This is a genomic window from Flavitalea flava (genome assembly GCF_054461575.1).
This window is the reverse complement of record NZ_JBTLQH010000038.1, coordinates 42407-57134: the sequence shown is the minus strand read 5'-3', so window position 1 is coordinate 57134 and position 14728 is coordinate 42407. Positions and strand designations below refer to the sequence as shown.

The following is a 14728-nucleotide window of genomic DNA, read 5'->3' as shown; positions in this document are numbered from 1 at the left end:
TAAAAAATTTAGCGGATCTCCGGCACCTGTTTAATGTCGGTCCCTCCGGGACAAGAGGCTTACAGCCTCTTTTGTGATTTGCGGTTATTGCTTTAATTTGTGCATTATGAAAAATTATATCCTTACGCAGCAGGTTGCCGAAAATAAGTTGCGACGCATGGCCTTTGAGATCCTGGAGAATAATTCGCAGGAGAAAGAATTGATCCTTGCAGGAATCCGGGAGAGTGGCAGCGTAATTGCACGGAAAATCCGGAAATTATTGCTGGAGATCACCAATAATCAAATAAGCATAGAATTAATTACGATAACACTCGATAAAAAGCTTCCCGGAGATGTTACGCTGAGCGAAACCCTTTCTTTTGATGACCGTGTGATCATTGTCGTGGATGATGTGGCCAACAGCGGCAAAACACTTTTATATGCTATGAAACCTTTTTTGAATTTCCACCCCCGGAAGATCGAATCCCTTGTTCTGGTAGGACGTACTCATAAGGCTTTTCCGGTGCAGCCGGATTATACCGGGCTGTTCCTTTCCACCACCCTGCAGGAGCATATTTATGTCGAGACAGAGGGGGATGAGGTAAAAGGAGCCTGGCTGGAGTAAGACGGCCTAAGTGTAAATACCTAAAGATCAAATCAATAATAATAAGAAACATTCTTTGCCGTTTGATGGAGTGCTCAGATTGGTTTCTGATAAATTGTTGATACATAAAGTGAAAGCATGGTTAAGGCTCCGTTACCCTTTGATGAAAACATTCGTCTCCGGCAGTTATATACTTATGAAATTCTGGATACTCCGGAAGAAGAAGATTTTGACGAAATCGTCCGTCTGGCTGCTCAAATCTGTAATACTCCCTATTCCTTAATTGCCCTGGCGGATGCCGACAGGATCTGGTTCAAAGCAAAGACCGGAACGAAAATGACAGCCTCATTAAGAGATATCTCCTTTTGCGGCCACGCCATTCTGAAAAATGAGCTATTAATTGTTCCGGATACGCTGCTGGACAAAAGATTTCATGACAATCCCCAGGTAACCGGAGATCCTGAAATACGGTTCTATGCCGGTGTTCCGCTGGTATCTCCGCATGGCGCCCGTTTGGGGACCTTATGTGTATTTGACAGCGTTCCACGCCTGCTGGGGGAAGATCAACAAAATGCCCTGACTGTATTGGGAAAACAAGTCGTCAGGCTAATGGATCTGCATAAGGCTAAAATTGAAGTAAACCGGCTTACCCGCCAGGAAAAACTACTTTTCGAAGAAAGAGGAAGGATTGCTGAAGTGAAAGATAAAATAGTGACTATACTTTCCGGTGATCTGCGAAATTCCCTTGGCTCCTTAACCAGTCTGTTACAATTGATTCCGGATAAGACCGGAGGTCTTGCTCAATCCGGTTTATTGCTGGAGAGGGCAGGAGGACAGTTGAAGGTCACTCTATCCCTGGTAGATAATCTGGCAGGTTGGGCGCAGCTGCAGTTAGATACCGGAGAACCGGAATTCAGGGATTTCAGGCTGTTCGAGGTAGTCAGGCAGCTGACTGGCAGCCTTGAGAAACAAGCCGGTGAAAAAGGACTGACCCTTAGAAACCAGGTACATCCTGACATGAAAATAGCTGGTGACGAAGCCAGGGTCAGATTCATTCTCCGCAACCTGCTGACCAATGCCATAAAATTCACACCGGGCGGCCAGATTGCCGTTGACGCCGTACTTACGCAAAAAACCATACTGATCTGTGTCGAGGATAGCGGCATAGGAATGCCACCTGCCTTATTGGAGCAACTTTTTCTCGAAGGCAGGAAAACACCCCGCAAAGGCACCCAAAATGAAGCAGGATCAGGTCTTGGTCTTCTAATGGCAAAGGAATTGACAGAGCAGATGATGGGCAGGATCTCCGTAGAAAGCGAAGAAGGAAGGGGTACGGTGATTGCTGTTTGTTTGCCTCGTTTTCCAGAGGGATCCTCCCCCTGTAACCTATTCACACTCGTGGAAAAGTTGTCTGTTAAAAAAGACTGACCAGATCAGGTTTTCAGCCTCAAAAAGGGTAGATTTGCAATCCTTCCCAAAAGGACGGGAATAGTTTGCATAATAGGCCATTTTGGCCTAAAACCTTGCCAAAATCGAGTATGGAAGAAAATAGTAAGCCACTGGAAACCCAAGACAGCAACCGCATCATCCCGGTAAATATTGAGGAGCAAATGAAAACAGCCTATATCGACTATTCTATGTCGGTAATAGTAGGCCGCGCATTACCGGATGTCAGGGACGGATTGAAGCCCGTTCACCGCCGCGTGCTGTTTGGAATGAATGAATTAGGGAATCATAGCAACAAACCTTATAAAAAATCAGCCCGTATCGTGGGTGAGGTAATGGGTAAATTTCATCCGCATGGTGATAAATCCATTTATGATACTATGGTCCGCATGGCCCAGGAATGGAATATGCGGTATGTGATGATCGATGGACAGGGAAACTTTGGCAGCCAGGATGGAGACGATCCGGCCGCCATGCGTTATACCGAAGCGCGGTTGCACAAAATGGGAGAGGCGATGTTGGAAGATATTGAAAAGGATACGGTGGATTTTCAGGCGAATTTCGATGACTCCCTGAAGGAACCAACTGTTCTGCCTACGCGAATTCCTCAGTTACTGCTCAATGGATCCAGCGGTATCGCCGTTGGTATGGCGACCAATATGATGCCCCACAATTTGTCCGAGGTCATCGATGGCTGTATCGCTTATATCGAAAACAAGGATATTACCATTGACGAATTAATGGTACATGTTAAAGCCCCCGATTTTCCTACCGGAGGAATTATTTATGGAATGGAAGGGGTTAAGGCCGGCATGCATTTCGGAAGAGGCAGGGTTGTTTTGCGCGGTAAACTGCATGTCGATACCAAGGCCAGCGGAAGGGAACAGATCATCATTACCGAAGTGCCCTACCAGATGAACCGGGATGCTTTGTGCGACAGGATCGGCCAGCTCGTCAATGAAAAGGTGCTGGAAGGGATCGCTCATATCAACAACGAATCCAACAACAAGGAAGGTACCCGTATCGTCATCGACCTGAAAAGGGACGCTGTGGCGAATGTGGTGATCAATCAACTTTATAAACATACAGAATTACAAACTTCCTATGGGATCAACAACGTAGCCCTGGTAAAAGGCCGGCCGCGTACCCTGAATATAAGGGATATGATCAGTGAGTTCGTCGAATTCCGCCATGAAGTTGTGGTCAGACGCACCCAGTTCGAATTAAAGGAAGCGGAAAAGAAAGCCCATATTCTGAAAGGGTTTCTGATTGCGCTCGATCACCTGGATGAAGTGATCGCCCTGATCAGGAGTTCCTCGACTCCGGATCTGGCCAGGGAAGGACTGGTAAATGCAGGCTGGGGACTGGACGAAATCCAGGCAAAAGCAATCCTGGAATTGCGTTTGCAAAGGCTTACCGGAATGGAAAGGGATAAGATCCGTGCCGAATACGATGAATTGATGAAACTAATCACCTTTCTGAAGGAACTGCTTGGTGACGAAGTCAAACGATTCGAGGTGATTAAAAAAGAATTACTGGAAGTAAAAGAAAAATGGGGTGATGAAAGGAAGACGGAGATCACCTATCTGGACGATGAAGTAAATATCAAGGATCTGATAAGGGAAGAAGATGTAGTGATCACGATTTCCCATCTTGGATATATCAAACGTACCTCGGCCACTGAATACCGTCAGCAACGCCGGGGTGGAAGAGGGGCCATTGGTGGAAAAACAAGGGAAGAGGATTATATTGAGCATCTTTTCGTTGCTTCTACCCACCACACTATGTTATTCTTTACGGAAAAAGGAAGGTGTTACTGGCTGAATGTATATGAGATCCCGGAAGGTGACAAAACCAGTAAAGGGCGTGCTATTCAGAATCTGATCCAGATTCCGCCGGACGATAAGATCAGGGCAATTGTAGATGTAAAGGATCTGAAAGATGAAGCATTTGTCAATAACCATTGTATCGTACTTTGTACCAAACAGGGCATCATAAAAAAGACTTCCCTGGCCGATTTCAGCCGTCCACGCCAGACGGGCGTAAATGCGATCACCGTGCTGGAAGGAGACCTTTTGCTGGAAGCCCGCATGACAGATGGGAACAGTGAGATTCTCCTGGCCGTAAGAAGCGGAAGGGCTATCCGGTTTGAAGAACAGAAAGTGCGCCCTACAGGAAGGGGAGCAATCGGCGTAGGCGGGATTGAAGTGGATGATAAGACCGATGCCGTTATTGGCATGATCTGTGTCAATAGGGATGATAAGACCAGGACAGTTCTGGTTGTAAGCGAAAAGGGTTATGGCAAACGGACTTCCCTGGAGGAATACAGGATTACGAACAGAGGAGGAAAAGGAGTGAAGACGATCAGTGTAACGGAAAAAACAGGCGGATTGGTCGGTATCCTTGATGTTACGGAGTTTGAAGATCTGATGATCACCTGCAAGAGCGGTGTAACGATCCGGATGCCGGTAAACGGGATCAGCGAACAGGGGCGGGCAACCCAAGGCGTTAAATTAATCCGTTTGGATGAATCGGATGAAATTGCCGCAATCACCAAATTGGATAAATTAGAGGAAGATAATGGATTGCCGGTTACAGAAATAACAGAAGGAGAAATTTCGGCAGTTACTCCGCCTGAATTGGGGGAAACACCGGAAAATGATTCACCTGCCACTAATTTGGGCTCTGAATCAGAAAAACCTGAAAATCAGTAATTAAGGGCTATTATTTAAAATAAATATTCAAAAATGGAACCAAAAATCCATAAACTCCTTAAAACGAAACGTATGATTAAGAGCAAAGGTCTCTTTCTGACAGGATTGTTTGCTTTGGCCACTTTGGGTCTCTTTGCACAGAACCTTGATAAAGCCAAAGAATATTTAAAGGCAAATAAACTTCCTGAAGCCAAAGCGGAGATCGATAAGGTTTTGGGAATCGATAAAAATCTGAAGAACGGGGAAGCCTGGTATATTAAAACAAAGATTTATAATGCCATTGCTGCCAATGATCAGTTGAAAATCCAATATCCCGATGCCCGGGACCAGGCTTTTACAGCACTGAAAAAATATACGGAAGTAGACGATAAGAAATTATTACTTCTTCAACTGGACGCATACAAACCTGTTAATGAAATCTATCAGGGATATTTCCAGGTAGGGGCCAATGATTATAATGCGGCCAAATACAGTGAGGCCCTTCAGAGTTTCAGCGGTGCTCTTCAGACAAGCGCCTTTATGAATGAAAAAGGATGGACCAATCTCAAGATCGATACGACATCTACACTGTACGCAGGAATTTCTGCTGAAAAAGCCGGCAAAAGGGACACTGCGGTTATTTATTACAGCAGGTTAGCCGATGCAAAGATCTCTAATATCAATGGCTCTAATATGATTGAGATCTACAAATGGCTGGTAGATTATTACAATCAGAAAAAAGATGTTGCGAATACGGCTAAATATCTGGCGATCGCCAAACAGGAATTCCCAGATGATCTTTTCTGGCCAAGTCTCGAATTGGAAAACCTGAGGGAAAAAGGGCCTAAGGATTCCCTGTTTGCCAAATACGAAGAAATCACCGCTCACTTTCCTAAAAATCACCTGTTCTTCTTTAATTATGGACTGGAATTATATCAATACTCTTCAGATACCAGCTCAGGAAAACGTCCTGCCAATTCTGACGTATTGATCCAAAAAGCCCAGACGAACCTGGCCAAAAGCCTGGAACTTCAGCCGGACTATCCACAGGCTGCCCTGGTACTTGGACAGATCTATTATAATGCCGGCGTAGACCTTCAGGGACAGACCAAGAAAATACCTGGAAAAGCTCCGGAAGATATAAAGAAAAGAGCCGATCTGCGTATCGCGGCCGGTAAAAAATTCGATGAGGCCATTCCTTATTTTGAAAAAGTGGAACAGATCCTGGGAACAAAAGGAAAGTTGAAAATGGATGAAAAGAATACGTTGAAAGATGCCTATGACCTTTTGATCACGATTTATGAGCAGAAGAACCTGAAAGAAAAAGTAGAAGCCTACACGACAAAATTTAATGAAGTAGATAAAGCACACTAAGTTTAAAATTACTGAGGCAAAGAGCCATCTCCGCAGTTTTTGCTGCAGGGATGGCTCTTTTGTTTGCGTGGTTTTGCTATGAAGACTGTTCTGGTTCTCCGGTCTTTGATCCTATTTTAATTTTTCATATATTTATCGATCCGAGCCCTTTACGTAAAGAGAAATTCTTTTTATTTCCGTAAAAAAAGAAACCATGCCCACGACCAGGAAACTGAATTGTATACTACTCGTAGACGATAATGATGCGACAAATCTTTTGAATAAACTGGTTATCGACGAAATGGAGATTACTGAAAAGGTTGCTTTTATGAAAGACGGACCCTCGGCGCTCCAATACCTGGGTTCTCATGCAAGCGGGCAGGAACATGGTGTAGAACCTATACCGGAGTTGATCTTTGTGGATATCGGCATGCCTTCTATGGATGGATGGGAATTTCTTCGGGAGTACAACAAATTCTCTGTTAAGGGTCTTCCTGAAAATACGGCAAAAAAAACGGTAGTAGTAATGCTGACAGGATCCATAAATCCGGAGGACGCAAAAAAAGCAAAAACTTTTCCCTCTGTTACCGAATTTCGTTTGAAACCCCTGAGCATGGATATGCTCGAAGAGATCATGGGGTTGCATTTTGGGGATTAATAACCGCTATTCGTTAATGAAATTTACTCATAAGGGCCAGTTCTGCTTTCTTCTGCCAACCCTAACCTCCCCACCACTGATTTTCACTTTCTCCAATAAGCATTATTTCATTTTTCATCCGAGCCTATACTTTACTGTGGAATAAATCCCGGAAGTAACCGAGCGAAGCAAAGGTTACGAACGAGTAGAAGCGAGAACCGAAGCTTCTAAGAAGTTCTAAAAGGTGGCGGTTGAGGGTAGGGCTGGCAGCAGCGCTTGTGTATGCAAGGGTTCATATTTGTAAATTACGCTCATGCAATGGAAGTATTCTGGCGGGTATATAGTAAAATTTGACAGAGCTTCGTCGAAGCGTCGTCCCTTGCTTCTCCTCGCCCGCAACATTCGCTTCGCTCAGTTGTGTTCGAGCGGTTCTGATGTTGATATTGGCCTTGCTGATATTTTTTCAGATGCTGGGTTATAGCTTTGGCTAATGAGAAAAATCAGTCAAATTTTACCATATACCCGCCAAAAGCACCTAGAGCAAATTCATCCCATTCTTCTCCAGATGCCTGTAAATCTCCGACCGCACTTCTCCGGAAGTAAGGGAGGTCTTGCCAATGTCCTTACACCAGAAATAGATCTTTATTTCAATTGTTTTGGAGGAAATATTATTCATAAATATTTCAGGCTCCCTGCGTTCCAATACATTCGGATTGTCCATTATGATTTTTTTCAGGTCTTCCATCTGAATGGTATCCGGATTGGCTGGTTTTTCGATGGTAAAAGACAGACCGACCCTTACATGGCGGTTGCTCAACGTCCAGTTAACAATATTATGGGATAGGACATCCCCGTTCGGGATGATCACTTCTGCACCTTCTTCGGTCAATAAGGTGCTGGATCGAATACTGATCTCCTTTACACGCCCCTTTTTATCCCCGATCTCCACGGTATCTCCGATCCTGAGCGGCCGGTCGAATATCAGGATAATGCCGGATACAAAGTTATTTACAATGCTTTGAAGCCCGAGGCCTATACCGACTCCTAATGCTCCGAGGATAACCGTTATCTTATCTATCGGAAGCCCCGAAGCGGCTACGGCGAGCAAAAAACCAGCGACCAGTAAGATAAGCCGGGTTATAAGCAGTCTGGATCGTTGTCCCTTATCGTCAATAGCGGCATCGTCGCCCGTATCTCCAAAGAAATAAGCGATATATTTCTGTAAAAAATTTGCAATCCAGATAATACCCAGGAAAAGGGCCACTCCGCCAAGGGTAAAGGAAAAACTGCCCAGGTCACGTGGAGCTGAAAATAGCTCCAGAATCATATCGTTGATACTATCGAATAAATTAAGATTGGTCGTAAATACGATCAGCCATAAAAGAATAGCCAACGCATTGACGAACCGGGAAATGGATCGGGAGATACCGGCAAAATCAAATTGTTCCGGGTATTTTTTGCGGACCCTGCTGGTTTGGATTTGCAGCAGGAAGGCCTCCACGATCAAGCGTACAAAAACCGTCAGGCTAACTGTTTGTGCAAAGGCATAAACGGCACTAGTCCCGAATATTTGAGACAAGGTGACCCTTCCGGTTAAATTGCAAAGCACGGCAAGGGCATTAAGGAATACATATAATCCGGCGGAGAAAAGGACGATTCTTGGCCATTCGGTGGTCCTTTCTGCCGCCTTATCTGTGCTTTTATCTTGCATCCGCTGTCTGTTTCTCCATTTGAAAAGGAAAAACAAACCAAAGGCAGCCGAAAGGCCATTCTGCAGTACATTTCCCCAACGCTGCCAGCTCATGGGCAGTCCAAGTATACGGGTGACAGGTACCAGCAGAAACAAAAGAATAAAGAGGCACCATCCATAGAACTGGTTACGGGCCAGCCTCTTCCAAAAAAGGATCGTTAAGAGGACGATCAGTAGGAATTGGGTGGATTCAATATAAATGGCAGGCGCATGCAGATCAAATAAAGGCGCCAGACTCAGCAAAAAGATCAGGGATACGACTACTGGTCTGGGATGGATATACCTGAAATGAAAATCGTCGATGGCATGCAAATTATCCAACCGTTTCAGTCTCCTGAAATTGGACCAGACCCAATAAAAAAAGACGACTCCCGTTAGCAAAAGCCAGGATCGTTTACCACGGGTATTGGAAAAGTAATATTGGACCAGTTTCTGCTCGCTGTCAAATGACTTTTTAAAATTGTCTCTGGAATAATTAGCAGTGGCGGATGAACGGGGCTCCCATAAATAGCGGCGCTCTTTTCCAAAGGCCCTGTTGCCTACTGTCTCTAGTTCAGTATCAACCTGGTATAACAATTCCCGGATCGTAATAGCATTCGCAGAGGCACGGGCCTGAAGGTTATTGATCTCCCGTGCATTGGTCCGAACCAGGCTATCTACCAGTTTCCATTTTGTTTTTAATTGAAGCATCTGGGGCTGGAAACTAGTTCTTAAGGATGAATCCTTGAAGATCTTAAACAGTAGCGTATCTTTTTTGAGTCCGGCAATACCCCTTTTTACCTCATCCATCGTGCTGTCATAACTATCCAGGAAATCCGTATAATCTCCTGTTTTATCCTCCAGTTCATCCAGGAGGGTGTTAAACATTTGCAGGTTGCGGATATTAAAAGTCCTGTCATTCTGGGACATTCTTTCTTTTAAAATGGCCAGTGCCGAGTCTTCCTGGTCAAGCTGTTCATGGATATCCTTTAACTGTATAAAGGATGCCGTGGTGGCAGGCACCTGGTTAAGCAGCTGAAAAACCTTTTCCAGATTTTCCAGGTAATCGCTACGTGTCAGGGTATTGCTTTCCGAGAACAAGGAAGAGTCAAATTTTCTTCTGTCGGACCTGATCGTATCTTGTGCAGTTACGAATCCGGCTCCGAAAAGACATAGGCTCAGAAACAGGAAGGTTCTCATGGTGGAAATCGATTTGAAGCGCAAATTAAAGGGAATAGGCGGTATTTTCCTTACCTTTATCGGTCTTTTCTGCAAAATAGTTGACCTGTATTGGATATGGAATTCTTTGGGAAAAAGATCATATCTTCATTTTCACTTTATTGTTCTTCTCTTCCATGGTCAATTCACTAACTTCTTAAAAATGAAGCACGATGAAATCCATTCATTTTATGATGGGAGTATTCCTTTTTTTTGCCGCTTGTGAAAATAAAAACAATAAACCAACCGACAAGGATGTAGCTGCAACAGGTGATTCAGTATCGGTCCGTGATACGGTAAGAAATGTTTCAACGATTGAGTTTCAGCAGGGCATTACGCCGGAGGCCGTATTGGAAAAATTCAAGGTGGGCAACAGAAGGTTCCTGGATAATAAAATGCTTCATCGTGATTATTTATCACAGGTTGATCTTTCTGCTAAGGGGCAGCACCCTTATGCCATAATAGTCAGTTGTGTGGATTCCCGTAAACCTGCGGAGATCATTTTCGATAAGGGCATAGGGGATATGTTTAATGCCAGGATTGCAGGGAATTTCGTGAATACGGATATCCTGGGCAGTCTTGAATTTGCCTGTAAGGTTTCCGGGGCGAAACTGATACTGGTTATGGGGCATAGTGATTGCGGGGCTATTAAAAGCGCCTGTGACCACGTTAAACTGGGTAATATTACATCCATGCTTGCCAATATAACACCTGCTGTCAATGCAGTCAAAGGGTTTGACCCGGACAGGACCGCTGCCAATAAAGATTTCGTTGCAGCAGTGGCGAAACAGAATGTCATAATGGCCATGGCAAAGATCCTGAAGGAAAGCCCGATACTCAAAGAAATGGTTGATAAAAAAGAGGTGATCATTGCCGGATGCATGTATAATCTCAAAAATGGAACTATAGATTTTTATTAGGTAAACCAGGATCATTCTTTTCCTTCCCAATCTTTTGGGTGGAAATTCAGCTTTTCCATTTCCGCCATCATGCTGGTATGCAGGGATTGATCTTTACTCATTCGCTGAAGAGATAACTCCGGAAAGACTTTGGCTCCATCTACCGGAGAGGTGATCTCCTGCTCATAGTCACAATTGCCGATCTTTAAGATCGGACAAAAGGCACAGCTGCCCACGGTCCGGTGGAGGTGGCCGGAGGCGGCGTTAAAACTTAAATTACCGGCCCGGGCCTCTTCCACCAGCTGTGCAATTACCTTTTGTTTGGCTTTCTGGAATTCTTTCGGATTACCTGTTGCATGCGGGGAAAAAATAACTCTTGCAGAAGCCGTCAGGCCTCCGGGCAAGGTTCCCAAACCCAGGACTACTTTCTTGTCTATTAATTTTTCCAGGGTATCATTTACTTGTGGATCCCCTTGTGTAAAGGATCCTTTAAAGGTACTGATGAAGGCGCCGGCCGTTGTCTGACTGAAGATCAGGATCACCTTGGGCAGACTTTGCAAAAGTTGCCGTAAAAAATATTTTCTTTTAAAAAAACATTCCTGGACAATACCTTTTACCTCTTTGGTGCTCATCGGTGGTAAACTTGGGTTTGCGGTATCTTTAGCTGTCGTCCATTTGGCTGAGGCACAAGCTACCATATTCCCATAACTCAGATCTTCCCCAACCGAGAGGTGGTGACCCTTCCAATGCATGACTTTTGCAACAGAAAAAAGAAGGTCCTGGTAGGCAAGATACATCGCCTGGTGTTGTGGCGCTGTGGCAAGAACCTGTTCTCCGGATGGATCGGCGGGAACCTTGAGGAGCAAGGTGGTGAAAGGATTGTCCGTGGGTGCTCCTCCGTATTGTTCATAGTCTTTTCCCGGGATCTCCAATTTATCCGTGGAGCGGTATCTGAAATAATGGGCATATTGCTGGTAATTATCGAATAAGGGGGCAATGGAATTCATCTTGCCCGGCCAGAAGCCTGGAAGATTGGGGTTGATCCCCAGAGCCAGAATCGGAGCCTTCCGGCAGCCCGACAGAACTTCCGGGACCATGAATGCCCGGCCAATATATTCGGGTTCTTTTTTGACGGCCGGCCCGAAAGGGCTGAAATCCCAAGGATAATCATAACTATGATAAGTACCCCATTTCCGGAAATAACCACAGGGGTGCGGGCTTTCCAGGGGTTCTTGCGAGACGCGCATCGCATTGCAGGGCATTACCTCATAGATAAGCTCCACTTCAACCGGCATTTGTGTATTCATGGGCGTGCTATTAATCCGTCATTTATTATCCTGTCATTTTATTAACTTGTCAGCCTGTTTAGCCTACTTCAGGGAAGCAACCACCGCCCAGCAGGCGATAGCGCTGTTCACCGTAGTCCAGTATCCATATTTTTCATAAGTCCTTGCGGCAACCTGTACCTGGTCCTTGTAGGCGAGTGTTCCGTCGATCTGGGGATCGCTGGCATTTCTGATGGCCAACCAGTCTGGAGAATTGACCATTTCACTACAGGCCAGTCCCAGCACGGCATCGCCCATTTCTACGGCCAGTCCAAGTGATTGAAGCTTGTATAAATCGGTAGAATCGTCAAAGGCAAAAAAATCTGTAGTCACCACATCTATTTTCTTGAATTTGGCAGAGGTCTTCGTTATGATCTGTGAGGTCCGGCTGCTTTGGGGCAATCTGGATGTCGTTATTTCCATCAGCTTGTCATTAGCCACGGAAACTTTTGTAAGTGGGAGGTTTTTCTTGCTGACGAATTCACTATTTCGAAAAGAGGCGTTCTTAAAGGTTTTGGTACAATCAAATCTTACCTTTTTTGTGAGCGCGACGTCTCCCAACTGAACATTGGCACCTACACCTCCGGCAGTTCCCGTAGTAATAACCAGGGTCGGCTGCACTTCTGCTATAAGCTGTATCCAAAGGTCTTTTATAGGAAGTTTTGCCCCATCCCGGGCAAAATGTAATTCTGATTTAAAACAAATGACATTCTTCTTACCGATTTTTGTCCTGAACCAACTCCCTAATCTTTTTGAATTCAGCGAAGGAGCACCGCCTTTAATGATCGGCCGGAAATGGGAGACCCAGTTATGCGTATAGTTATACCAGCTATCCTTGCTTCGGAAATTTGGCGTCAGGATGTCGGAAAGGGCCATTGCTTCTGCAACTGTCCAGGTTACGATAAGCACATCCGCTCTGGGAAGTGGAGCTTCAGGGTCGGGGGTGGCGGAAAGTTTTTTTGGTGAAGGAGCCAGTCCTTTTGGCCAGGGGATAGGAGGAAGGGTTTTGGGAGAAAGAAATTCTGGCTGAAGGGTAGATGTCTTTAGTGAGGTTGCTGCAACTTCAGGATCAAACGTAAGGATATGATCGATGAGTTGATCGGAACTACCTGTTAATACTTTTCCCATAATTTTGATTTAATTCGGTTTATAATTGATTGGACCGACCAGCAGTACCCCATGGAAAACGGAGCCATCGCTAATCGTTATTCCCTATATAATTTCATTGGGAAAGGATAGAATTATTTTTCTTCAGAGAAGCATTTGTGAGAGTATTATCGGGAAGACAAGTATTTCAGGTGGGATCAAGGTCGGATTTTTTTTGAAACAAATGAAAAACCCGGACCATTTTTTACACAAATACCGTGTTTATACGTACCCGGTAAGTAGTATACGGACTGACTTCACAACATCAAATCCAGGGTATCTTCCATCTTCCTGTACCGGAAGGCATCGACGATATACAGGAAGCCCATGATCAACCCAAACACACCGATTACCGTAGTAACGCCGCTGGCTTTCGGGAAGGGGTGAATAATAAGGAGAGATCCGAAAAAGACACATAGGATGCCTACCCAGAAAATAAAGCCCCATCCCCGTACGAATCGTTTCAGGGAAAGGGCGGCTATGATTTTAAAGATCCCTACCAGGAAAATCCAGGCTCCGGTAATAAAGGGAAGGGCAATAAAAGTAAGTAAGGGGTTGAACAGGAAAAGCATCGCAAAAAAAAGGTGCAGGATACTTTCGGTCTGCATCCAGATCCTTTCCCTGGGATATCGTTTATTGGTGGCTGCTGCGAATATCAGCATTATACCATTAATCAGCAGGCAAATGCCGGTGAACTTTACCAGTTTCAGGTAGCTGCTGAATGGATCAATAAAAGAGAATATCCCAATTCCAAAGAATATAACCCCTGAAATGATCAACAGTAACCAGGTAATCTTTAATTTGGCATTAAGGGGCATCGGGCAATTTAGGAAACATTTCCGGTAATACTGTTTTACTTTGGTGCAAATTTCGGAGCCAGTTTAAAAAGGAAATTTGGAAAAAAACGGTTTACCAGCAGGGCCACTTTTTCCAAACCGAATTTGCCAATATAGGCCTCGGACCGGCCTGCCGAGATAACACGCAATATTTGACCGGCAGCTTTATCTGCCGCCAGGCCATTTTTTATATTTTCTCCCAGGTGTCCCAGTTTGGACCCATCACCCGTTATAGCATTTAAGGAGATATTGGTCCGGATATAGCCGGGGGTCAGAACAGAAACTTTTATATGGCTGCCAGCTACTTCAGCCCTGAGACAATCAAAGAAACCATGCAAAGCATGTTTGGCCGCAGCATAAGCAGAACGCATGGGTGTTCCGATCTTGCCCATTACACTGCTCATAACCACAAAATGACCGGTTTTCCGGGCTAAAAAATGAGGAAGCAAATGATTGGTAAGTTCCACATAACTAAAGTAATCCAATTCCATTATCTGCCGGTGTATTCCCAGATCCGTATCGATGGCATACGATCGCTGGCTTATACCCCCATTGTGGACCATAATATCGATATGGCCAAATAAAGAGACCGCTAAAACCGTTTTGGCTTCCAACGAAGGGATATCCTGCAGATCCAAGGCCAGAATTTTCACCTGATCAACATGAGCACAGGCTTTTTTGACTCTTTCCAGCTCTTCGGTCCGCCTGCTCGATAAGATAAGGTTTGCTCCGGCACCCGACAAGGCATATGCTAAGGCCTCACCGATACCCGAAGAAGCTCCGGTGATCCATATAATTTTATTCTCGTAAAAATTCATTCGATTTTCCTTTTATCCTGGTTGCCATAATCAGGATAATGAAAA

Annotated in this window: 11 protein-coding genes; 6 read left to right on the top strand and 5 right to left on the bottom strand. The window is 44.9% G+C overall.

Annotated elements, in window-relative coordinates:
• The first annotated feature begins 106 nt into the window (after window positions 1-106).
• The 5 genes from ACX0G9_RS24790 to ACX0G9_RS24770 all read left to right on the top strand — a co-directional run bounded on the left by ACX0G9_RS24790 (window position 107) and on the right by ACX0G9_RS24770 (window position 6733).
• Window positions 107-604, top strand: a complete 498-nt coding sequence (locus ACX0G9_RS24790; RefSeq protein ID WP_459067660.1) for a phosphoribosyltransferase family protein — start codon at window positions 107-109, stop codon at window positions 602-604.
• A gap of 117 nt (window positions 605-721) precedes the next feature.
• On the top strand, window positions 722-2011 hold the full coding sequence (locus ACX0G9_RS24785) for a GAF domain-containing sensor histidine kinase (RefSeq protein WP_459067659.1): 1290 nt from the start codon (window positions 722-724) through the stop codon (window positions 2009-2011).
• Between the two features lie 110 nt (window positions 2012-2121).
• The gene (gyrA, locus tag ACX0G9_RS24780) at window positions 2122-4743 is read left to right on the top strand and encodes a DNA gyrase subunit A (protein ID WP_459067658.1); all 2622 of its coding nucleotides are present in this window, start codon (window positions 2122-2124) and stop codon (window positions 4741-4743) included.
• Between the two features lie 72 nt (window positions 4744-4815).
• Complete coding sequence (locus ACX0G9_RS24775) at window positions 4816-6096, top strand: hypothetical protein (RefSeq protein ID WP_459067657.1); 1281 nt, start codon at window positions 4816-4818, stop codon at window positions 6094-6096.
• A gap of 193 nt (window positions 6097-6289) precedes the next feature.
• Window positions 6290-6733: a response regulator gene (locus ACX0G9_RS24770; protein WP_459067656.1), complete on the top strand. Its 444-nt coding sequence runs from the start codon at window positions 6290-6292 to the stop codon at window positions 6731-6733.
• Window positions 6734-7247: 514 nt separating this feature from the next.
• Here ACX0G9_RS24770 and ACX0G9_RS24765 read toward each other — a convergent pair.
• Window positions 7248-9641 carry a mechanosensitive ion channel family protein gene (locus ACX0G9_RS24765; protein WP_459067655.1) on the bottom strand — a complete coding sequence of 798 codons (2394 nt, stop codon included), beginning with the start codon at window positions 9639-9641 and terminating at the stop codon, window positions 7248-7250.
• A 191-nt stretch (window positions 9642-9832) separates the two neighbouring features.
• Here ACX0G9_RS24765 and ACX0G9_RS24760 point away from each other — a divergent pair, with 191 nt between their 5' ends.
• Complete coding sequence (locus ACX0G9_RS24760; RefSeq protein WP_459067654.1) at window positions 9833-10579, top strand: carbonic anhydrase family protein; 747 nt, start codon at window positions 9833-9835, stop codon at window positions 10577-10579.
• A gap of 11 nt (window positions 10580-10590) precedes the next feature.
• On the opposite strand, the gene ACX0G9_RS24755 is transcribed toward ACX0G9_RS24760, so the two are convergent.
• The 4 genes from ACX0G9_RS24755 to ACX0G9_RS24740 all read right to left on the bottom strand — a co-directional run bounded on the left by ACX0G9_RS24755 (window position 10591) and on the right by ACX0G9_RS24740 (window position 14683).
• Window positions 10591-11865, bottom strand: a complete 1275-nt coding sequence (locus ACX0G9_RS24755) for a hypothetical protein (protein ID WP_459067653.1) — start codon at window positions 11863-11865, stop codon at window positions 10591-10593.
• Between the two features lie 63 nt (window positions 11866-11928).
• Window positions 11929-13011, bottom strand: coding sequence for a phosphorylase family protein (locus ACX0G9_RS24750; protein WP_459067652.1), 1083 nt, complete (start codon window positions 13009-13011; stop codon window positions 11929-11931).
• 275 nt (window positions 13012-13286) lie between these two features.
• Window positions 13287-13847 (bottom strand): HdeD family acid-resistance protein, encoded by a 561-nt coding sequence (locus ACX0G9_RS24745; RefSeq protein WP_459067651.1) that lies wholly within the window; start codon window positions 13845-13847, stop codon window positions 13287-13289.
• 35 nt (window positions 13848-13882) lie between these two features.
• Entirely contained in the window at window positions 13883-14683 is an 801-nt protein-coding gene (locus ACX0G9_RS24740; protein ID WP_459067650.1) for an SDR family oxidoreductase, read from the bottom strand.
• Between the last annotated feature and the right edge of the window lie 45 nt (window positions 14684-14728).

Coding starts and splice junctions, on each gene's coding strand:
- ACX0G9_RS24790 (WP_459067660.1), top strand. CDS start 107: ATGAAAAATTATATCCTTACGCAGCAGGTTGCCGAAAATAAGTTGCGA.
- ACX0G9_RS24785 (WP_459067659.1), top strand. CDS start 722: ATGGTTAAGGCTCCGTTACCCTTTGATGAAAACATTCGTCTCCGGCAG.
- gyrA (WP_459067658.1), top strand. CDS start 2,122: ATGGAAGAAAATAGTAAGCCACTGGAAACCCAAGACAGCAACCGCATC.
- ACX0G9_RS24775 (WP_459067657.1), top strand. CDS start 4,816: ATGATTAAGAGCAAAGGTCTCTTTCTGACAGGATTGTTTGCTTTGGCC.
- ACX0G9_RS24770 (WP_459067656.1), top strand. CDS start 6,290: ATGCCCACGACCAGGAAACTGAATTGTATACTACTCGTAGACGATAAT.
- ACX0G9_RS24765 (WP_459067655.1), bottom strand. CDS start 9,641: ATGAGAACCTTCCTGTTTCTGAGCCTATGTCTTTTCGGAGCCGGATTC.
- ACX0G9_RS24760 (WP_459067654.1), top strand. CDS start 9,833: ATGAAATCCATTCATTTTATGATGGGAGTATTCCTTTTTTTTGCCGCT.
- ACX0G9_RS24755 (WP_459067653.1), bottom strand. CDS start 11,865: ATGAATACACAAATGCCGGTTGAAGTGGAGCTTATCTATGAGGTAATG.
- ACX0G9_RS24750 (WP_459067652.1), bottom strand. CDS start 13,011: ATGGGAAAAGTATTAACAGGTAGTTCCGATCAACTCATCGATCATATC.
- ACX0G9_RS24745 (WP_459067651.1), bottom strand. CDS start 13,847: ATGCCCCTTAATGCCAAATTAAAGATTACCTGGTTACTGTTGATCATT.
- ACX0G9_RS24740 (WP_459067650.1), bottom strand. CDS start 14,683: ATGAATTTTTACGAGAATAAAATTATATGGATCACCGGAGCTTCTTCG.